At 71.8% G+C, this 23510-nt stretch carries 1 pseudogene; it reads left to right on the top strand.

Annotation, left to right across the window (positions count from 1 at the left end):
• Positions 1–62: 62 nt before the first annotated feature.
• Positions 63–23510: pseudogene (locus JKJ07_RS38155) on the top strand (SDR family NAD(P)-dependent oxidoreductase); the annotation flags it as partial.

Raw genomic sequence — 23510 nt, 5'->3', positions numbered from 1 at the left:
CTTCATCGACAACGAGCTCGGGCTGTCCTGAGCGTGCGAACCCGACACGGAGTGAGAACGCCATGACCGACCAGGACAGGCTCTTCGACTACCTGAAGCGTGTCACCGCCGACCTCCAGAGCACCCGTCGGCGGCTGGCCGAGCTCGAGGCGGCCGTCCCGGAACCGATCGCGGTGGTCGGCATGGCGTGCCGGTTCCCGGGCGGCATCGACTCGCCGGAGTCCCTGTGGCAGCTGGTCGCCGACGAACGTGACGCGATCGGGCCGACACCGGTCGACCGCGGCTGGCCCGCCGGCTACCAGGAGACCGGTGCCGTCGGCGGGTTCCTCGACGACGCCGCCGGGTTCGACGCGGGGTTCTTCGGGATCTCCCCCCGCGAGGCCCTCGCGATGGACCCCCAGCAGCGCCTGCTGCTCGAGGTCGTCTGGGAGGCCGCCGAGCACGCCGGGATCGACCCGGCAGGTCTGCGAGGCAGCTCGACCGGGGTCTTCGTGGGTGGCACGTCGTCGTCGTACGCGGTGGGGCTCGGCGAACTGCCCGACGACGTCGAGGGTTATGTCATCACCGGCGTCTCCACCAGCGTGCTGTCGGGCCGGGTCGCCTACCAGTTGGGTCTCGAGGGTCCGGCGCTGACCGTCGACACGGCCTGCTCGTCGTCGCTGGTCGCGCTGCACCTCGCCGTACAGTCCCTGCGCAACGGGGAGTGCTCGCTCGCCATCACCGGCGGCTCGGCGGTCATGGTGACGCCCGGAATGCTGTCCGAATTCGAGCGGCTCGGTGGTGCGGCGGGTGACGGCCGGTGCAAGTCGTTCGCCGATGGCGCCGACGGAACCGCGTGGGGCGAGGGCGTCGGGGTCCTCGTCGTGGAGCGGCTGGCCGATGCGCAGCGCCTCGGTCATGAGGTGCTGGCCGTCGTACGGGGTTCGGCAGTGAACCAGGACGGCGCGTCGAACGGGTTGACCGCGCCGAACGGCCCGTCGCAGCAGCGGGTGATCCGGGCGGCGCTGGCCGACGCGCACGTGGAGGCGGCCGAGGTCGACGTGGTCGAGGCGCACGGCACGGGCACGACTTTGGGCGACCCGATCGAGGCACAGGCGCTGCTGGCGACGTACGGGCAGGACCGCTCCGAGCCATTGTGGCTGGGGTCGGTAAAGTCGAACATCGGCCACACCCAGGCCGCGGCGGGCGTCGCCGGCGTCATCAAGATGATCATGGCGATGCGCCACACCACGGTGCCGGCCAGCCTGCACATCGACGAGCCAAGCACCCGCGTCGACTGGTCAAGCGGGAAAGTAACCCTCGCCCGCCACCCAGCACCGTGGCCGACAACCGGACACCCCCGCCGCGCCGCCGTCTCGTCGTTCGGCATCTCCGGCACCAACGCCCACGTCGTCCTGGAACAGCCAACCACCCCGACCCACAGCACCAGCACCAGCACCGACCCCACCAACCGCACCTCCGTCGCCAACGGCATTAACAGCCCCCAAAGCACCTCCGTTCGCAGTGGTGCGGGAGCGGTGGACGGCTCCATTAACGGCACGGATGCCACCAACGGCACTAAGGGCACATCAGTTCGCGGCGGTGCAGGAGTGGCGGGCGGCCCCGCTGACCGCGTCGAGGCCGCCAACAGCACCTCCGCTCCGGGCGGTGTAGGCGTGGTGGACGGCCCCGCTAACCGCGCCGACGCTACCAACAGCACCTCCGTGCGCGGCGGTGTAGGAGTGGTGGACGACGCCACTCTCCGCAGCGGCTCCACTAGCGGCGCCGATCCCACGGGCGAGAGCTCTGATGCCGGGGTGGTTGCCCTGGTCTTGTCGGGGCAGGACGAGGCGGGGTTGCGGGCGCAGGCGGCGGCGTTGCGGGAGCGGGTCGCCGGGGAGACGGCGCTGACACTGCGCGTCTTGTCAGGGCAGGACGAGGCGGAGTCGCGCGGGCAGGCGGCGGCGCTGCGGGAGCAGGGGGCCAGGCAGCCGGCGCCTGCATTGCGTGATGTGGCGTGGTCGTTGGTGACGACTCGCAGTATGTTGGCGCGTCGGGCGGTGGTGCTCGCGCACGACGTGGATGAGGCTGTCGCGGGGCTGGAGGCGCTCGCGGGCGGTGAAACGGTAAGCCCGCTGGGCCCTCTGGTGGTAGGTGCTGGGCGGGCGCGGCCGGGGTCGTTGCCGGTGGTGGTGTTCTCGGGTCAGGGTTCGCAGTGGGCGGGGATGGGTCGCGGGTTGTATGCGGCGTTCCCGGCCTTTGCGGCGGCCTTTGACGCGGTGTGCGAGCAGCTGGATCGGTGGCTGGATAGGCCGCTGCGTGAGGTGATCTTCGACGCCGACGCCGACGCCGACGCCGACGCCGACGCCGACGCTGACGTGAATGCGACGGGGTGGGCGCAGCCCGGGCTGTTCGCGTACGAGGTGGCGTTGTTCCGGCTGATCGAGTCGTGGGGGATCACTCCGGACGTGCTGGTCGGGCATTCGATCGGTGAGCTGGCCGCAGCGCACGTGGCCGGTGTCCTGGACCTGCCGGACGCGGCGAGGCTGGTAGCAGCACGCGCGACGCTGATGCGGGCTTTGCCGGCAGGCGGTGCCATGCTCGCCGTCGGCGCCGACGAGACGACGGTGCTCGAGGCTATCGGCGGACGCGACGGTGTGTCGGTTGCGGCGGTGAATGCTCCGGATTCGGTGGTGGTTTCCGGGGATGTCGCGGTGATCGAGGAGTTGGAGCGGGAATGGGGGCAGCGGTTCCGGACTCGGCGGTTGCGGGTTTCGCACGCATTCCACTCGCCGCGTATGGATCCGATGCTCGACGAGTTCCGCCGGGTTGCCGAGCAGCTGACCTACCGCACGCCGCAGATTCCGATCGTGTCCACTGCGACCGGCGATATCACCAATCCCGGATACTGGGTGGATCAGGTTCGCGCTACCGTTCGATTCGCTGACGCGGTGGCTGCTGCTGTGTCGCACGGCTCAGCGGTGTTGGAGCTGGGCCCGGACGCAGTGCTGGCGCCGATGGTGTCGCAGACCGTGGAGCAGGCGAGCGTCTACGCGGCGGGGCGTCGTAATGGTGACGAGGCCGCGGTGCTGCTGGCGGCGGTCGCGGGGCTGCACGTCCACGGGGTGGCGGTGGACTGGGCCAGTGTGGTGCCGCGAAGCCGGCGGGTGGCTCTGCCCACGTACGCGTTCCAGCATGAGCGTTTCTGGTTGACCTCGGTCGGCGGGTGGGGCGACCCGCGGGAGCTGGGGTTGGTCGCCGGTGAGCATCCGTTGCTGGGTGCTGTCGTGTCGTTGGCGGCCGAGGGCGGTGAGGTGCTCACGTCGCGCCTGTCGGTGGCGGCTCAACCGTGGCTGGCCGATCACGTGGTCGGCGGATCGGTCGTGGTGCCGGGTACGGCGGTGCTGGAGATGGCGATACAGGCCGGTGACCGTGTGGGGTGCGGCCGGGTCGAGCGCTTGACGTTGGAGGCGCCGCTGGTGGTGCCGCAGCGTGGTGGTGTGGCGTTGCAGTTGCTGGTCGGTGCCGCTGACGACGCGGGCGGCCGGGAGCTGGTTCTGCACTCCCGTGGCGATGACGCGGGCCCGGACGGTTTGTGGCTGCGTCACGCGTCAGGACGTCTGGCCCCGGCCGTGGCGGCGGATGCGGTGTCCGAAGGTCTTAAGGTGTGGCCACCCACCGATGCCGAGGTGGTGCCGGTAGAGGGTCTGTACCCGCGGTTGGGCGCTGCGGGATTGCACTACGGGCCGGCGTTCCAGGGCCTCCGTGCGGTGTGGCGCGCCGAGGGCGAGGTGTTCGCCGAGGTGGAGCTCCCGCAGGATGCTCGTGACGAGGTCGGCCGGTTCGGGTTACATCCGGCGTTGCTGGACGCGGGTCTGCACGCGATCGCCTTTGGCGACGTGGTGTCGACCGCGGGTGCGTCGTTGCCGTTCGAGTGGGCTGACGTAACGCTGCGGGCGACCGGGGCAACGGCTCTGCGGGTCCGGCTCATCAAGAACGGCCAGGACACCGTACGGGTGGAGGCGTTCGACCAGCAGGGTGCGCTGGTGCTGACCGCAGGTTCGCTGGTGGTGCGGGCAGCGGCGGTTGACGCGGTGGGTCGAGGGCAGATCGAGCAGCAGGCGTTGTTCGCGACGTCGTGGGTGCCGTTGCCTGTTGCCGCCGACCCGGTCGAGGTCGGCGAGTGGGTCGTGCTTGCCGACGGGCAGGAGCCGGTGATCGAGGTGCCGGCCTCGGCTGCGGTCGTGGTGGTTCCGGTGGCTGTCGGGTCGCGGCCGGAGTTGGTGCACGCCGAGGTGGCGCGGGTGCTCGGCATCGTGCAGGCGTGGCTGGCCGATGAGCAGCGTGAGGGCCGGTTGGTGGTGCTGACCCGAGGCGCTGCCGAGGTTGATCTGGTGGGTGCGGCGGTACGCGGCCTGGTGCGTTCGGCGCAGTCGGAGCACCCGGGCCGTGTGGTGCTGCTGAACGTCGAGCCCGGCACCGAGCTTATGGGCGAACGGGTGCGGGCGGCGTTGGCGGTGGCCGGTGATGAGCCGGAGCTGGCCGTCCGGGGTGATGGTGAGGTGCTGGTCCGGCGGCTGGTCCGTGAAGGCTCTGACAGCGCGTTGGTAGTCCCGGGCGAGCCGGGCTGGCATGTGGAACCAGGCGACAACGGCTCGCTGGAATCGTTGTGGCTGCGCCCCGACCCAGAGGTGGCATCAGCCCCGCTGACCGCAGGTCAGGTCCGCATCCAGGTGCACGCCGCCGGGGTGAACTTCCGCGACGTGCTGATCGCGCTCGGCTTGTACCCAGGAGTCGCGGCAGTCGGTAGCGAAGCCGCCGGCGTCATTGCCGAGGTCGGACCCGAGGTGACCGGTCTGGCCGTCGGCGACCGCGTAATGGGTTTGGTAACCGACGGCTTCGGCCCAGTCGTCGTGACCGACGCCCATCGGGTAGTGGTCGTTCCACAGGCCTGGTCGACGGAACAAGCAGCGGCCACCCCGCTGGTGTTCCTAACCGCCTTGTACGGGCTACGCGATCTAGGCGCGCTGAGCGCAGGTCAGCGGGTCCTGATCCACGCTGGCGCCGGTGGCGTGGGAATGGCAGCCATCCAGATCGCCCGGCATCTCGGCGCGGAAGTATTCGCCACGGCCAGCCCCGCCAAATGGGACGTCCTACGTTCACTGGGCCTGGACGACGACCACATCGCCTCGTCACGCGACCTGCAGTTCGCCGAGCAATTCCCGGCCGGCATGGACGTGGTCCTCAACGCCCTGGCCGGGGACTTCATCGACGCATCGGCGGGGCTGCTCGGCCCAGGTGGTCGGTTCCTGGAGATGGGCAAGACCGACCTACGCGAATCGGTCGGCGACGGAATCGTCTACCGGCCATTCGACCTGGCTGAAGTGACGCCGGCACGGATCAAGGAGCTGCTGGCCGAGCTGGTGGGGTTGTTCACCCAGCAAGCGCTGACCCCGCTGCCCGTACGGGTGTTCGACGTTCGCCGGGCCCGGGAGGCGTTCGGGTTCATCAGCCGCGCAGAACACATCGGCAAGGTCGTCCTGAAGATGCCGCGCCGCCTCGACCCCGACGCGACGGTAGTAATCACCGGGGCTACAGGCGCCCTGGGCCGTCTCGTCGCCGTCGATCTGGTGGAACGTCACGGGGCAGGCCGACTGCTGCTGATCTCACGGCAAGGGGCGGCAGCGCCCGGCGCGCAGGAGCTCGAAGCCGAACTGATCGGCCGCGGAGCCCGAGTACGGTTCGCCGCCTGCGACGTATCCGATCGGGACGCGCTGGCACGAGCGCTGGCCGACACGCCGTTGACCGGCGTAGTGCACGTCGCCGGCGTAATCGATGACGCCACCATCACCACGCTGGACCGCGACCGCCTCGACCGAGTCCTGGCCCCCAAGGTCGACGCAGCCTGGCACCTGCACGAACTGACCGCCGACGCCGACCTGGCCATGTTCACCCTTTACTCCAGCATCGCGGGCACATTCGGCTCACCCGGGCAAGGCAACTACGCCGCGGCCAACGCCTACCTCGACGCACTGGCCCAACACCGCCACAACGCAGGCCTCGCCGGGCAGTCGATCGCCTGGGGCATGTGGGACACCGACAGCACCATGACCGCCGGCCTGAGCACAGCCGACCGCGCCCGCAGCCGTGGGGCAGGAATGCGCCCCCTGCAACCCGAAGAGGGCATGGCCCTGTTCGCCGCGGCAACCGCTCGCGACCGGGCCACCCTGATCGCCGCACCCCTGAACCTCACCAGCGGCGATACTGTGCCCGTACTGCTCCGTGACCTGGTCCAGGGCTCGGCCCGGCGGGCAGTGGCGGCGTCCGGTGACGCGGCCAAGCTCGTCTCGCTTGGACCCGCCGAGCGGCGCCGGGCAATGCTCGACCTGGTCCGTACGCACGTAGCCGCCGTCCTGGGACATCCCAACGTCACCGCCGTGGAACCCGCCCGGGCGTTCCGTGACATGGGCGTGGATTCCCTCACCGCGGTCGAGATGCGCAACCGCCTCGCGGCCGCGAGCGGTGTGCGGCTGGGCGCAACGGTCGTGTTCGACCACCCCACGCCCGAGGCGCTCGCAGCGTTCTTGATCAGCGAAATCCCCGGCCTGGACATCGACGCCCCCGCCACCCCCCTAGTGGCGGCACCGACGACCGTGGACGAGCCGCTAGCGATCGTTGGCATGGCGTGCCGGTTCCCCGGCGGCGTGTCCTCCCCGGAAGACCTGTGGCGGCTCGTGGCCGAAGGCGTCGACGCGCTGGGCCCGTTCCCCACTGACCGCGGCTGGCCCGCCGACGTCGGCGAGTTCGCGCCGGTGGGCGGTTTCGTGGACGCAGCCGGTTTCGACGCCGGGTTGTTCGGGATCTCCCCGCGTGAGGCGCTGGCGATGGACCCGCAACAGCGCCTGGTCCTGGAGTGCTCGTGGGAAGCCCTCGAACGCGCCGGTATCGCCCCGGATTCGTTGCGAGGCTCACCGGTGGGCGTGTTCATGGGCGGGGCGTCGTCGGGTTATGCCGGTGACGGCGGCGGTGCCGGGGTCGAGGGCTACCTTCTCACCGGCGGCGCCGGCAGCGTCGTCTCGGGCCGGGTCTCGTACGTCCTGGGGTTGGAAGGCCCGGCGCTCACGGTCGACACCGCCTGCTCATCGTCGCTGGTAGCCCTCCACGTCGCCGGGCAGTCGCTACACGCCGGCGAGTGCTCGATGGCGTTGGTCGGCGGGGTAACCGTGATGCCCACCCCGGGCACGTTCACCGAGTTCGCCCGTCAGGACGGGCTGGCTGCGGATGGCCGCTGCAAAGCGTTCGCGGACACCGCGGACGGCACCGGTTGGTCGGAAGGCATCGGCGTACTGGTCGTTGAGCGCCTCTCGCAGGCCGTGGCGGCAGGGCACCGCGTGCTGGCCGTCGTACGCGGCAGCGCGGTGAACCAGGACGGCGCGTCGAACGGGCTGACCGCGCCGAACGGTCCGTCGCAGCAGCGGGTGATCCGGGCGGCGCTGGCCGACGCCCGGCTCGAGACCGCCGACATCGATGCGGTCGAGGCGCACGGCACCGGAACCAGCCTCGGCGACCCGATCGAGGCCGGCGCACTGCTGGCAACCTACGGACAGGACCGTGACGAGCCGCTGTATCTAGGCTCGGTGAAGTCGAACATCGGCCACACCCAGTCGGCAGCCGGCGTCGCCGGGGTCATCAAAATGGTCATGGCGATGCAGCACGAGATGCTGCCCCGCACCCTGCACATCGACACCCCCAGCACCCACGTGGACTGGTCGGCCGGTGCGGTGGAGCTGCTGACCGAGAACACGGCCTGGCCGCAGACAAACAGGCCCCGCCGTGCGGCAGTGTCATCGTTCGGGATCTCCGGCACTAACGCCCACGTCGTACTCGAGCAGGCACCCGCACCCATCGAGACGCCGATCCCCGAAAGCGACGATGCCGGTGTGGTGGCCCTCGTCCTGTCAGGGCAGAACGAGACAGGGCTGCGGTCGCAGGCGGCGGCACTGCGCGAGCGGATGGCCGCGCAGCCGGCACTGCGCGATGTGGCGTGGTCGCTGGTGACCACACGCAGCACGTTGACGCGCCGAGCCGTGGTACTCGCACGTGACACGGACGAGGCTGTGGCGGGCCTGACCGCGCTGGCCGAGGACAGCCCGGCCGAATCGGTGGTACGTCATCTTGGCCGGTCGGCGGCGCAGCCGGTGCTGGTGTTCCCGGGTCAGGGTTCGCAGTGGGTGGGGATGGCCACCGACCTGCTCGCCAACTCCGCGGTCTTCGCGGAGCGCATGCGCGAGTGCGCAGCAGCGCTGGCCGAGTTCGTGGACTGGGACCTGTTCACGGCCCTGTCGGACGAGACGGCACTGCAGCGAGTCGATGTGGTCCAGCCGGCGTTGTGGGCGGTCAACGTGTCGCTGGCAGAGCTGTGGCGGGCCCATGGTGTGCAGCCGGCGGCGGTGGTGGGTCATTCGCAGGGCGAGATCGCGGCGGCGACGGTGGCCGGGGTGTTGTCGCTGGCCGATGGGGCGCGGGTGGTGGCGTTGCGGTCGCGGGCGATCACCGTGATCACCGGCCGCGGTGGGATGGTGTCGGTCGCTTTGCCGGAGGCCGAGGTACAGGCGCGGTTGACGCCGGGGTTGTCGGTGGCGGCGGTGAACGCTCCGGCGGCCACGGTGGTCTCCGGTGATGATGCCGAACTCGATGCGTTGCTGGCCGTCTATGAGGCCGAGGGTGTGCGGGTGCGGCGGATCCCGGTGGACTATGCCTCGCACTCCCACCATGTCGAGGAATTGAAAGAGGAGATTGCCGGGCTGCTGGCGCCGGTGGCACCGCGTCCGGCCACGATCCCGATGTTCTCCACGGTGACGGGTCGCTGGGTTGACGGTGCGGAACTCGACGCCGAGTACTGGTACACCAATCTGCGTGAGCCGGTGCGATTCGCGCAGGTCCCCGCGGTGTTGTCGCAGCAGGGCTATCAGGCTTTCATCGAGGTCAGCGCGCATCCGGTATTGACCTACTGGATGGAACAGGCCGCTCCCGACGCGGTAGTCCTGCCCACCTTGAAACGCGGCGAGGGCGACCTGACCAGGTTCACCACCGCTCTGGCCGAAGCCTGGACCGTGGGCCTCGATGTCGACTGGACCAGCGTGCTGCCCCAAGGCCGCCAGGTCGACCTGCCCACGTACGCCTTCCAGCACGAACGCTACTGGCTGACCCCCGCCGGCGGAACGGGAGATCTGCGCGAGGTCGGGCAGGTCGCCGGTGACCATCCGCTGCTGGGCGCGGTCGTGTCGCTGGCGGCCCAGGGCGGTGAGGTGCTCACGTCGCGCCTCTCGGTGGCGGCTCAACCATGGCTCGCCGACCACGTAGCGGGCGGGCTGATCGTGGTGCCCGGCACGGCGGTGCTGGAGATGGCGATCCGGGCCGGCGACCGTGTGGGCTGCGGCCGGGTCGAACGCCTGACGCTGGACGTCCCGTTGGTGGTGCCGCCGCTGGGTGGGTTGGTGGTGCAACTGCTGGTCGGTGCCGCCGACGAGGCCGGCGGCCGCGAGCTGGTTCTGCACTCGCGCAGCGAGGACGCGGGCCCCGACGGGGTGTGGACACGCCACGCGGTGGGAAGCCTCGCCGCGGACACGGATGCCCCGGCCGTACCGGGTCTGGTTGCATGGCCGCCGCCCGAAGCCAAACCGGTGCCCGTCGAGGAGCTCTACGCGGATCTGGCCGCGGCCGGACTTGAGTACGGAGCGGCGTTCGAGAGCCTGCGGGCCGTGTGGCGAGGCGACGGTGAGGTGTTCGCCGAGGTCGCGCTGCCACAGGAGGGCCGCGCCGACGTCGAGGAGTTCGGGCTGCATCCCGCGCTGCTCGAGGCGGCTCTGCACACGACCGCCTTCGCCGACGTGGTGTCCGCGTCGGGTCCGGCGCTGCGGTTCGAGTGGGCCGATGTGTCGCTGCGGGCGACGGGGGCGGTGGCTCTGCGGGTCCGGCTCACCGAGAAAGACCAGGACACCGTACGGGTGGAGGCGTTCGACCACGAGGGCGCCCCGGTGTTCACCGCCGGCTCGCTGACGGCGCGGGCCGCGGCGGCTGATGCGGTCGCCGCGATGGGTCGGGGGCAGATCGAGCAGCAGGCGTTGTTCGCGACGTCGTGGGTGCCGTTGCCTGTTGCCGCCGACCCGGTCGAGGTCGGCGAGTGGGTCGTGCTTGCCGACGGGCAGGAGCCGCTGATCGAGGTGCCGGCCTCGGCCGCGGTCGTGGTGGTTCCGGTGGCTGTCGGTTCGCGGCCGGAGCTGGTGCACGCCGAGGTGGCGCGGGTGCTCGGCATCGTGCAGGCGTGGCTGGCCGATGAGCAGCGTGAGGGCCGGTTGGTGGTGCTGACCCGAGGCGCTGCCGAGGCCGATCTGGTGGGTGCGGCGGTACGCGGCCTGGTGCGTTCGGCGCAGTCCGAGCACCCGGATCGCATGGTGCTGGTCGACGTCGAGCCGGGCGCCGAGCTGAGCGAGCGGCTGCGCATGGCGGTGGCCGGTGACGAGCCCGAACTCGCGGTGCGTGGTGACGGGGAAGTGTTTGTTCGGCGCCTAGTCCGTGACGAGCCCGACGATGCGTCGGAGACGGCGCGGCGACTGGATCCGGACGCGACGGTGGTGATCACCGGCGCCACGGGCGCGTTGGGCCGCCTGGTGGCGATCGATCTGGTGGAACGGCACGGGGCCGGCCGGTTGCTGCTGCTGTCCCGGCAGGGGGCCGCGGCGCCGGGCGCGCAGGAGCTGGAAGCCGAGTTGGTCGGCCGTGGGGCGCGGGTGCGGTTCGCCGCGTGTGACGTGTCCGACCGGGACGCGCTGGCGCGGGTGCTGGCCCAGGTCGACACCCCGTTGACCGCGGTGGTGCATGTCGCCGGCGTGGTGGAGGACGCCACCATCGCCTCGTTGGACCCGGACCGCCTGGATCGGGTGCTGGCCCCCAAGGTGGATGCGGCGTGGCATCTGCATGAGCTGACCGCCGGCATGGATCTGGCCATGTTCACCCTGTACTCCAGCGTCGCCGGGACGTTCGGCTCGCCCGGGCAGGGCAACTACGCCGCGGCCAACGCGTATCTCGACGCGCTGGCGCAGTACCGCCACGATGCGGGCCTGGCCGGGCAGTCGATCGCGTGGGGTTTGTGGGACACCGACAGCGGCATGACCGCCGGTCTGAGCACCGCCGACCGGGCCCGGGGCCGGGGCGTCGGGATGCGCGCCCTGCAACCCGAAGAGGGCATGGCCCTGTTCGCCGCGGCGACCGCTCGCGACCGGGCCACCCTGATCGCCGCACCCCTGAACCTCACCAGCGGCGGTGCTGTGCCCGCCCTGCTGCGTGGGCTCGTGCAGGGCCCGGCCCGGCGGACGGTCCGGGCCGGTGGTGGTTTGGCCGACGTGTTGCTGGCGATGCCTGCGGGGCAGCGTCGTGAGTATGTGCTGCGCCTGATCAGTCAGCAGGTGGCCGCTGTTCTGGGCCACGACCGCCCGGAACGCATCGACACCCGGCAGGCGTTCCGGGACATGGGGTTCGACTCGCTGACCGCGGTGGAGCTGCGGAACCGGTTGACCGCGCTGAGCGGACTGCGTTTCCCGGTGACGTTGGCGTTCGACTACCCCAGCGTCGAACATCTGAGCACCGAGCTGCTGACCCGCCTGGTCGGTGGCGACGACGAGGCATCGGCCGTTCCCGCCGTCCCGCCGGTGATGGCGGCCGCGGATGAGCCGTTGGCGGTTGTGGGTATGGCCTGCCGGTTCCCCGGTGGAGTGTCTTCGCCGGAGGACTTGTGGCGGCTGGTAGCCGAGGGTGTCGACGCGCTAGGCCCGTTCCCGTCCGATCGTGGCTGGCCCGCCGACCTCGACGGGTTCGCGGCGGTGGGCGGTTTTGTGGACGCGGCCGGCTTCGATGCGGAGTTGTTCGGGATCTCGCCGCGTGAGGCGCTGGCGATGGATCCGCAGCAGCGGCTGGTGCTGGAGTGCTCGTGGGAGGCCCTCGAACGCGCCGGTATCGCCCCGGATTCGTTGCGCGGTGCACCGGTCGGTGTGTTCATGGGCGGAGCGCCGTCGGGCTATGCCGGCGACGGTGGTGCCGGGGTCGAGGGATACCTGCTGACCGGTGGCGCCGGCAGCGTCGTCTCGGGCCGGGTGTCGTACGTGCTGGGGTTGGAAGGTCCAGCGCTGACGGTCGACACCGCCTGCTCATCGTCGCTGGTGGCCCTGCACGTGGCGGGGCAGTCGCTGCGGGGCGGCGAGTGCTCGATGGCGATCGTCGGCGGGGTGACCGTCATGGCGACCCCGGGCACGTTCAACGAGTTCGCGCGGCAAGGTGGCCTTGCTGCTGATGGCCGCTGCAAGGCATTCGCCGACGCCGCGGACGGTACGGGCTGGTCGGAAGGCGTCGGCGTACTCGTGGTCCAGCGGCTCTCGGAAGCGGTCGCGGCGGGGCGCAAGGTGCTGGCCGTCGTACGCGGTAGTGCCGTGAATCAGGACGGCGCGTCCAACGGATTGGCCGCCCCGAATGGTCCCTCGCAGCAGCGGGTGATCCGGGCCGCGCTGGCCGGCGCGCGGGTGAGCGCCGCCGAGGTCGACGCGGTCGAGGGGCACGGCACCGGAACCAGCCTCGGTGACCCGATCGAGGCGGGCGCGCTGCTGGCGACGTACGGGCAGGACCGTAACGAGCCGTTGTATCTGGGGTCGGTGAAGTCGAACATCGGCCACACCCAGGCCGCGGCGGGTATGGCGGGCGTCATCAAGATGGTGATGGCGATGCGGCACGGCACGCTACCGCGCACCCTGCACGTGGACACCCCCAGCACTCACGTGGATTGGTCAGCGGGTGCGGTGCAGTTGCTGACCGAGAACCGCGCCTGGCCGCGGACAAGCAGGCCGCGGCGGGCGGCGGTGTCGTCGTTCGGGATCTCCGGCACCAACGCCCACGTCGTACTGGAACAAGCGCCCGCACCCGTTGAAGTGCCGGTCGGGAAGCCCGCCCGGGACGCGGGGACGCTGGCGTGGTTGTTGTCGGCGCGGACGCCGGAGGCGCTCGCGGCGCAGGCGTCCGATCTGGTGGCTCATCTGGGTGCCGGTGAGACGGCCGACCCGATCGATGTGGGTTGGTCGTTGGCGACCACCCGAGCGGCGCTGAAGCAGCGGGCAGCCGTGATCGGCGCCGACTCTGAGGCTTTGATGGCGGGGTTGCGAGCGCTGGCGGCCGGCTCGCCGGCGGACAACGTGGTGACGGGATCGGGCCGGCCAGGCTCACGGCCGGTGGTGGTGTTCTCGGGTCAGGGTTCGCAGTGGGCCGGGATGGGTCGCGAGTTGTACGCGGCGTTCCCGACCTTTGCGGCCGCCTTTGACGCGGTGTGTGAGCAATGGGATCGGCCGCTGCCCGACGAGGTGGTCGACCCTGACGCGACGGGATGGGCGCAGCCGGCCTTGTTCGCGTACGAGGTGGCCCTGTTCCGGCTGATCGAGTCGTGGGGCATCCGCCCAGGCATCCTGGTCGGTCATTCGATCGGTGAGCTGGCCGCGGCGCACGCGGCCGGCGTCCTGGATCTGCCTGACGCGGCACGGCTCGTGGCGGCGCGCGCCACGTTGATGCAGGCGTTGCCGGCGGGTGGGGCGATGCTCGCGGTCGGCGCGGCCGAGGCGACGGTGCTCGAGGCTATCGGCGGGCGCAGCGGGGTGTCGGTCGCGGCGGTTAACGCCCCGGACGCCGTCGTGGTCTCCGGCGACGTTGAGACCGTCGACGTGTTGGAGGCTGAGCTGGGGCAGCGGTTCCGGACTCGACGGTTGCGGGTGTCGCATGCGTTCCACTCGCCGCACATGGACCCGATGCTCGACGAGTTCCGGCAGGTCGCTGAGCAGCTGACCTACCACGCGCCGCAGATTCCGGTCGTGCCCACTGCGACCGGCGATATCAGCACCCCCGACTATTGGGTTGGCCAGGTGCGGGCGACGGTGCGTTTCGCTGACGCGATCGCGAACGCGGTCGGTGACCAGACCAGCCCGGTGGTGCTGGAGCTGGGTCCCGACGCGGTGCTGGCGCCGATGGTGTCGCAGACCGTGGAGCAGGCAAGCGTGCACGCGGCGGGGCGTCGTGATGGTGACGAAGCCGCGGTGCTGCTGGCGGCGGTTGCGGGGTTGCATGTCCACGGGGTTGGGGTGGACTGGGCCAGTGTGGTGCCGCGGGGCCGAGAGGTCGAACTGCCCACGTACGCGTTCCAGCGCGAGCGTTTCTGGTTGGCCCCGGCGAGCGGGGCGGGGGATCCACGGCAGCTGGGCCTGGTCGCCGGTGAGCATCCCCTGCTGGGTGCGGTGGTGGAGTTGCCGGACAGCGCGGTGGTGTTGACCGGCCGGTTGTCGGTGGCGACGCATCCGTGGCTGGGCGATCACGTGGTCGGCGGCCTGGTCGTGGTGCCCGGTACGGCGGTGCTGGAGATGGCGATCCAGGCCGGTGATCGTGTGGGGTGCGCTCGGGTGGAACGCCTGACGTTGGAGGTGCCGTTGGTGGTGCCGCCGCGCGGGGTGGCGGTGCAGCTGCTGGTCGGCGCGGCCGACGAGACCGGTGGCCAGGAGCTGGTGATCCATTCCCGGAGCGAGGACGTGTGGGTGCGGCACGCATCGGGTCGCCTGCTCCCAGCCGGGTCGGTGGATACGGTGCCGGAGGATCTCGCGGTGTGGCCGCCGGTGGGCGCTGTGGCGGTGCCGGTGGAGGATCTGTACCCGCGGTTGGACGCGGCGGGGCTGCAGTACGGGCCGGTGTTCCAGGGTCTCCGTGCGGCGTGGCGTACCGAGGGCGAGGTGTTCGCCGAGGTCGAACTCCCGCAGGACGTTCGCGACGAGGTCGATCGGTTCGGGTTGCATCCGGCGTTGCTGGACGCGGGGCTGCACGCGATCGCGTTCGGTGACGTGGTGTCGGCCCAGGGTGCGTCGTTGCCGTTCGAGTGGACCGATGTGTCGTTGCACGCGACCGGGGCAGCGGTCCTCCGGCTCCGGCTCACCAAGGGCGACCAGGACACCGTACGGGTGGAGGCGTTCGACCAGCAGGGTTCCCTGGTGCTGACCGCGGGCTCGCTGGTCGTACGGGCCATGGACGCCGACGCGATGCAGGCCGCTCAGATTGCGGGGACGCAGGACAGCCTGTTCGCCGTGTCGTGGGTCCCGGTACCCGCCGGCGAGCTCAGTGATCCCGGCAGGTTGGTGGACGTGGCGAGTGTGGATGACGTCGCGGCCGGGGCGTCGGGAGTCGTCACGGTGACCGCCGGGTTGCTGCCGGAGCTGGTGCACGACGAGGTTGCGCGGGTGCTGGGCATCGTGCAGGCGTGGCTGGCCGATGAGCAGCGCGACGGTCGGTTGGTAGTGCTGACTCAAGGCGCGAACGAGGCCGATCTGGTGGGCGCGGCGGTACGCGGTCTGGTGCGTTCGGCGCAGTCCGAGCACCCGGGTCGTGTGGTGCTGGTCGAGGTCGAGCCCGGCGCCGAGCGGGCGGTGGTAGTGGCTCGTGATGAGCCAGAACTGGCCGTCCGTAATGGTGAGGTGCTGGCCCGGCGGCTGGTCCGTGAAGGCTCTGACGGCGCGTTGGTGATTCCGGAGGCGCTGGGTTGGCATGTGGAACCTGGCGACAACGGCTCGCTGGATTCATTGTGGCTGCGCCCCGACCCCGAGGTGGTGTCAGTCCCGCTGGCGGCCGGTCAGGTCCGCGTCCAGGTGCACGCGGCCGGCGTGAACTTCCGCGATGTGCTGATCGCGCTCGGCTTGTACCCAGGCGTGGCAGCGGTCGGTAGCGAAGCCGCCGGGGTCATTGCCGAGGTCGGACCTGAGGTGACCGGTCTGGCCGTCGGCGACCGGGTGATGGGTCTGACCGTCGATGGTTTCGGCCCGGTCGTGGTGACCGACGCCGCCCGGGTAGCGGTCGTTCCGCAGGGCTGGTCGATGGAGCAAGCAGCGGCCACCCCGCTGGTGTTCCTGACCGCGCTGTACGGGCTCCGCGATCTGGGCGGGCTCGGCACCGGTCAGCGAGTCCTGGTCCACGCCGGCGCGGGTGGCGTGGGAATGGCCGCCATCCAGATCGCCCAGCATCTCGGGGCGGAAGTGTTCGCCACGGCGAGCCCGGCCAAGTGGGAGGTCCTACGGTCGCTGGGCCTGGACGACGACCACATCGCCTCCTCGCGCGATTTGCAGTTCGCCGAGAAGTTCCCGGCCGGGATGGACGTGGTCCTCAACGCCTTGGCCGGTGAGTTCATCGACGCGTCGGCGGGGCTGCTGACCGAGGGTGGCCGGTTCCTGGAGATGGGCAAGACCGACCTGCGCGAGTCAGTCGGCGACGGGATCGTCTACCGGCCGTTCGACCTCGGAGAAGCGCCGCCGGAGCGGATCGCTGAGTTGCTGGCCGAATTGGTCGGGTTGTTCGCCCAGCATGCTCTGACCCCGTTGCCCGTACGGGTCTTCGACGTGCGCCGGGCGCGGGAGGCGTTCGGGTTCATCAGCCGCGCCGAACACATCGGCAAGGTCGTCCTGAAGATGCCGCGCCGCCTCGACCCCGACGCGACGGTGGTCGTCACCGGGGCCACAGGCGCCCTGGGTCGCCTGGTCGCGGTTGATCTGGTGGAGCGCCATGGGGCGGGCCGTCTGCTGCTGCTGTCCCGGCAGGGGGCCGCGGCGCCGGGCGCGACGGCGTTGGAAGCCGAGTTGGTAGGCCGTGGAGCGCGAGTGCGGTTCGCCGCTTGCGACGTGTCTGATCGGGATGCGCTGGCACGGGTGCTGGCCGATACGCCGTTGACCGGCGTGGTGCACGTCGCCGGCGTGGTGGAAGACGCCACCATCACCTCGCTGGACCCGGGCCAGCTGGACCGAGTGCTGGCCCCCAAGGTCGACGCGGCCTGGCACTTGCACGAGCTGACCGCCGGCGCCGACCTGGCGATGTTCACCCTGTACTCCAGCGTCGCCGCGACGTTCGGCTCGCCCGGGCAAGGCAACTACGCGGCCGCCAACGCCTACCTCGACGCACTCGCGCAATACCGCCACGACGCAGGCCTGGCCGGGCAGTCGATCGCGTGGGGCCTGTGGGACAGCGACAGCACCATGACCGCCGGCCTGAGCACTGCCGACCGAGCCCGCAGCCGCGGCATCGGGATGCGCACCCTGCAGGCCGAGGAGGGCATGGCCCTGTTCGCCGCCGCCACTGCCCGCGACCGGGCCACCTTGGTCGCCGCACCCCTGAACCTCACCAGCGGCGGTGCTGTGCCCGCCCTGCTGCGTGACCTGGTGCAGGGCCCGGCCCGGCGCACAGTCATGGCGGGCGGCAGTGAGGGTGTCGGCCTGGCCGGGGTGCTGCTGGCGATGCCTGCGGAGCAGCGCCGTGAGTATGTGATGCGGTTGGTGGCCGAGCAGGTGGCCGCTGTTCTGGGCCATGACCGGCCGGAACGCATCGATACCCGGCAGGCGTTCCGCGACATGGGCTTCGACTCGCTGACCGCGGTGGAACTACGGAACCGTTTGACCGCGTTGAGCGGCCAACGTTTCTCGGTCACGCTCGTGTTCGACTATCCCAGCGTCGAATACCTGGGCACCGAGTTGCTGACCCGGCTGATCGGTATCGACGACGACGCGCCGGCCGTTCCGGCCCTCCCGGTCGTGGCGGCGGCCGCGGACGAGCCGCTGGCGATCGTCGGGATGGCCTGCCGCTTCCCCGGCGGGGTGTCCTCTCCCGAGGAGTTCTGGAAGCTGCTCTCGGGCGGCGTCGACGCGATGGGGCGTTTCCCCACCGACCGCGGGTGGCCCGAGGATCTCGTCGGCCTTCCCCTCTCCGGCGGGTTCGTGCACGATGTCGGCCGCTTCGACGCCTCGTTCTTCGGGATCTCCCCGCGTGAGGCGCTGGCGATGGACCCTCAGCAACGGCTGATGCTGGAGTGCTCGTGGGAGTCCCTGGAGCGGGCCGGGATCGATCCGCGCTCTCTGCGGGGCACCCGGACCGGCGTCTTCACCGGCGCGAGCTCGTCGGGCTACAGCGTCGGTGCGGGTCCGCTGCCCGAAGGGGTCGGCGGGTTCGTCGCCACCGGGATCTCGGCCAGCATGGTCTCGGGCCGGGTCTCGTACGTCCTGGGGCTCGAGGGTCCGTCGATGAGCATCGACACGGCGTGTTCGTCTTCGCTGGTCGCGCTGCAGCTCGCCGCGCAGTCCCTGCGTCGGGGCGAGTGCAGCCTCGCGCTGGCCGGCGGGGTGACGGTCATGGCCACGCCGACCATGTACGGCGAGGCCAGCAGCCTCGGCGGCTTGGCCGGGGACGGCCGGTGCAAGGCGTTCGACGACACGGCCGACGGCACCGCCTGGGGCGAGGGCGCCGGCCTGCTGGTCCTCGAGCGTCTGTCCGACGCGCAGCGCCTCGGGCACCCGGTGCTCGCGCTCGTCCGCGGTGTCGCGGTGAATCAGGACGGCGCGTCGAACGGGCTGACCGCTCCGAACGGGCTTTCGCAGCAGGAGGTCATCCGGGCCGCGCTGGCCGACGCCCGGCTCGAGGCCGCCGACGTCGACGCCGTCGAGGCGCACGGCACCGGGACCGCGCTCGGCGACCCGATCGAGGCCGAGGCGCTGCTCGCCACCTACGGTCGCCGGCCCGCCGACCGGCCGCTGTGGCTGGGGTCGGTCAAGTCGAACATCGGCCACACCCAGTCGGCGGCCGGCGTGGCCGGGGTGATCAAGATGGTGCTCGCCATGCAGCACGGCACGCTGCCGCGCAGCCTGCACATCGGCACCCCCACCTCGCACGTCGACTGGAGCTCGGGTGCGGTCGCACTGCTGTCCGACGCGATGCCGTGGCCGCGCAACGGACACCCGCGCCGGGCCGGCGTCTCGTCGTTCGGAATCTCCGGCACCAACGCCCACCTGGTGATCGAGGAGGGCGATGTGCCCCTCGAGCCGGCCGCCCACGACGACCGCGCCGATCCGTCGATTCCGTGGGTGCTGTCGGCGCGGTCGTCCGGCGCGCTGCTCGAGCAGACCGCCCGGCTGCGCGACTGGGTTCAGGACCGGCCGGGGTTGCCCGCGCGCGACGTCGCCTGGTCGCTGGTGCACGACCGCGCCGAGCTAGAGCACCGAGCGGTGCTGGTGAACGGCCTGGAGATCCGCGGATCGGCCGACACCCGCGGTAAGCCCGTCTTCGTCTTCCCGGGTCAGGGTTCGCAGTGGGTGGGGATGGCCACCGACCTGCTGGCTGCCTCGCCTGTGTTCGCGGAGCGGATGCGGGAGTGCGCAGTAGCGCTGGCCGAGTTCGTGGAGTGGGACCTGTTCGCAGTGCTGTCGGACGAGGCGGCGTTGCAGCGGGTCGATGTGGTGCAGCCGGCGTTGTGGGCGGTCAACGTGTCGTTGGCAGAGCTGTGGCGGGCCCATGGCGTGCAGCCGGCAGCGGTGGTGGGTCATTCGCAGGGTGAGATCGCGGCGGCGACGGTGGCCGGGGTGCTGTCGCTGGCCGATGGGGCGCGGGTGGTGGCGTTGCGGTCGCGGGCGATCACCGTGATCACCGGCCGCGGCGGGATGGTGTCGGTCGCTTCGCCGGAGTCCGAGGTGCAGGCGCGGTTGACGGCGGGGTTGTCGGTGGCGGCGGTGAACGCTCCGGCGGCCACGGTGGTCTCCGGTGATGACGCCGAACTCGACGCGTTGCTGGCCGCGTATGAGGCCGACGGTGTGCGGGTGCGGCGGATCCCGGTGGACTATGCCTCGCACTCCCACCACGTCGAGGAAATCAAAGAAGAGATCGCCGGGCTGCTGGCGCCGGTGACACCGCGCCCGGCCACGATCCCGATGTTCTCCACGGTGACGGGTCGCTGGGTTGACGGTGCGGAACTCGACGCCGAGTACTGGTACACCAACCTGCGCGAGCCGGTGCGCTTCTCCGCCGGCGTGACCGCGCTCGCCGCGAGCGGGCACGGCTTCTTCGTCGAGGTCAGTGCGCATCCGGTGCTTGTCGCCGCGGTCCGCGAGCACGCGCTCGAAACTGAGCTGGTGGCGATCGGGACCCTGCGCCGCGACGAGGGCGGCCAGTCCCGCGTCATCGCCTCCCTGGCCGAGGGCTGGGTGCGCGGTCTTCCCGTACGGTGGGCGACCGTCGTGCCCCGGGGCCACCGGGTGCCACTGCCGACCTATCCGTTCCAGGGGCAGCCCTATTGGCTGGTGCGCGACTCCGGTGCCTCCGACGTGGTCTCGGCCGGTTTCGACCCCGCCGGGCACCCTTTCCTGGCCGCCGTCACCGACCTGCCCGACGACGGAGGCGCGCTGTTCACCGGTCGAGTGCCGGCCCGTGCCCAGCGCTGGCTGGCGGAGCGCACCCTGCACGGGCGTCCGACGGCGCCCGCGTCCGTCTTCGTCGACCTGGCGCTGGCCGCCGGCGACCGGCTCGGGTGCGGCCACCTCGACAGGCTCACCGAGCAGACCCCGCTGGAGCTGCCCGCCGAGGGTGGGCTGCGTCTGCGAGTCGTGGTCGGGCCCGGCGACGAGAACGGCCGGCGCACCGTCGACGTGGCCTCCCGTCCCGAGAGCGCGCCATCCGGTACGCCGTGGACCGACCACGCCACCGGCGTGCTCGCCCTCGACCCCGCGGAGCCGCTGCCGTCCCTGCGGGAGTGGCCTCCCGCCGGCGCGCAGCCCGTCGACCTCGACACCCACCACCGGTCCCTCGCCACGGTGGGGGTGGCCTACGGAGCCGACCACCGGGACGCCGTACGGGCGGTCTGGACCCGCGCGGGGGAGGTGTTCGCCGAGATCGAGCTTCCGGACTCGTGCCGCGCCGAAGCCGCCGGCCACGTGCTGCACCCTGTTCTGCTCGAGGCCGCACTGCAGACGGCCGGCTGGCTGGACGGGAACGGCCCGGGCGAGCTGGTCGTGGGCTGGGACGGGCTGTCGGTGGCGTCGGCCGGCGCCACGAGCGCTCGCGTGCGGATCGACGTGCGGGCCGGTGCCGTGACGGCGCTGCTGGCCGACGGCGAGGGGGCACCGATCGCCCGGCTCGCGGGCGCCGACCTCCGTCCGGCCGCGTCGGTGCGGCCCGCCGCTGAGTCCCGCCGCTCCGACGCCAGGCTGCTCGCGGTCGACTGGGTGACGGTGACAATGCCGGCCGACCTCCGGGCCGGTCGGTGGGCCACGGTGGGCGCCGACGGGCTCGGCGTCGGCCGGGCCCTGATCGACGCCGGCGTCACGCCCGGGAGCCACGACGACCTCGCCGCCCTCGTCGGGGCCGTTGACGCCGGGGGACAGGTGCCCGACGTGGTGGTCCTGCTGTGCCCGCCCGGGAGCGACCCGCTCGCCGAGACCTGCCGCGTCCTGGAATTCCTCCAGCAGTGGTTCGCCGACGCGACTTTCGACCGGACCCGGCTGGTGGTCGCCACCGCGGGGGCGGTGCGCCCCGGTTCCTCCCGGCACGACGTCGATCCCGCCTCGGCCGCGGTGTGCGGGCTGGTGCGCAGCGCTCAGGCCGAGCACCCCAATCGCATCGTCGCTGTGGACATCGATCCGTCCTCAAGCCCCGCGACGCGAGGTCTGCTCGCCGCCGCCGTGCTCGACGAGCCCCGGCTCGCGATCCGCGACGGCGAGGTGCTGGCGGCCCGCCTGGTGCCCGTCGACGCCCCGGAGCGGCCCGAGCAGCCGGCACCCCTGGTCCCCGAGGGCACCGCGGTGCTGGTCACCGGTGCGAGCGGCGCGCTCGGTGGCGTGATCGCCCGGCACCTCGCCCGGGAGCACGGTGTGCGCCACCTCGTCCTGGCGTCGCGGCGCGGTGCCACCGCCCCCGGGACCGACGCGCTGGTGGCCGACCTGGCCAACGCGGGCGCGACGGCGCAGGTTGTGGCGTGCGACGTCGCCGACCGTGACGCCCTCGCGGCCCTGCTCGACACGCTCGACCACCCCCTTGGCGGTGTCGTGCACGCGGCCGGAGTCCTCGACGGAGGGGCCGTGGCGACGTTGACCCCGCGGCAGGTCGAGCGGGTGTTCGCCCCGAAGGTCGACGCGGCCCGCCACCTGCACGAGCTCACCCGCGAACGGTGCCCCGAGCTCACCCGGTTCATTCTGTTCTCCGGCGGCGGCTCGATCCTCGGCGCTCCCGGGCCGGGCAACGACGCGGCGGCCAACGGCTACCTGGACGGCCTGGCGCAGCACCGGCGCGCGCACGGATTGCCCGCCCAGTCTCATGCCTGGGACCCCTGGTCGCTGGACTCGCCGGCGAACGGTTCGGTCCTGCGCGCCGCCGACGTCGTGGCCCTCTTCGACCGGGCTGTCGCGGTGGATGTCGACGGGGTCGTGCCCACGGTCCTGGACGTCGCGGCCCGGCCCGACACCGTTCCGGCATCGCTGCGGGGGCTGATCCGTCCCCGGCTGCGCCGCGCCGTCGACGGGGCCGGCCGCGACGAGCCGGCAGCCCTGCGCCGTCGCCTCGCCGCACTCCCCGAGGCCGATCGCGTCGGCGCCGTACTGCATCTGGTCCGCACCCACATCGCCGCGGTCCTCGGACACGCGGGCCCCGATGAGGTCGACCCCGAGGTGCCCCTGCTGGAGATCGGGTTCGACTCGCTGACCGCGGTGGAACTGCGCAACCGGCTCAGCGCCGCCGCCGGCACCCGGTTCGCCGCGACCCTGATCTTCGACCACCCCACCCCGAGAGCCCTCACTCACCACCTGACCGCGGCGCTGGTGGGCCGGGCCGATGATGCCCCTGCCGCGGCGAGCTCATCGGGCTCGCGAACTCTGCACGAGCTGTTCCAGAAGGGAGTGGCCGCGGGACGCGTCGACGAGATGTGGTCGGTGATGCGGGACCTGGCGACCTTCCGCGACCGCGTGGACGGGCCCGGCGGCCTCGACCACGTCCCGGCGCCGGCGCGGCTGGCCCGCGGGGACGCGGCGACCGAGATCGTCTTCCTCCCGGCCTACTTCGGCAAGGCGGGTCCGTACGACTACGCCGACCTGGCCGACCAGTGGCGCGGCCGCCGGGACGTCAGCTCGGTGTTCCAGCCCGGGTTCTTCAAGGATCAGCCCCTGCCGTCCGACGTCGTGGCCGTCGCGCGAATCCACGCCGCGGCGGTGCTGGACCACGTCGGCGACCGGCCGTTCGTGCTCGCCGGGCACTCCGGGGGCGGGCTCGTGGCCTACGCGGTCGCTCGTGAGCTCGAGCTCCAGGGGCGGCGCCGGCCCAGCGGGGTGGTCCTCATCGACAGCTACATGGAGGCCGAGGCCCTCGTCCGGCTCGGCCCCCGGATGGCCACCGCGCTCTCCGGCCACTACCAGTACGCGTACGAGGCGTTCGACGGGGACGACGCCTGGGGCGATGCCTGGATCACTGCCAGTGGCCACTACGCGGGGATGGACTGGCTGCCGAAGCGGGCGATCGACGTCCCGACCCTGATGGTGCGCTCGAGCGAGCCCCTGGGGGAGTGGCAGCACGCCTACGACTGGCGTCCCCAGTGGCACTACCCGCACACGCAAGCCGATGTGCCCGGCGACCATTTCACGATGGTGCTGGAGCACGCCCCCACCACCGCCGCGGCC

Origin of the sequence: Paractinoplanes lichenicola, from assembly GCF_016785085.1 — a bacterium.
Lineage (GTDB): Bacteria > Actinomycetota > Actinomycetes > Mycobacteriales > Micromonosporaceae > Actinoplanes > Actinoplanes lichenicola.
The sequence above is the reverse complement of the archived record's forward strand: the minus strand, read 5'-3'. Positions and strand labels throughout refer to the sequence as shown.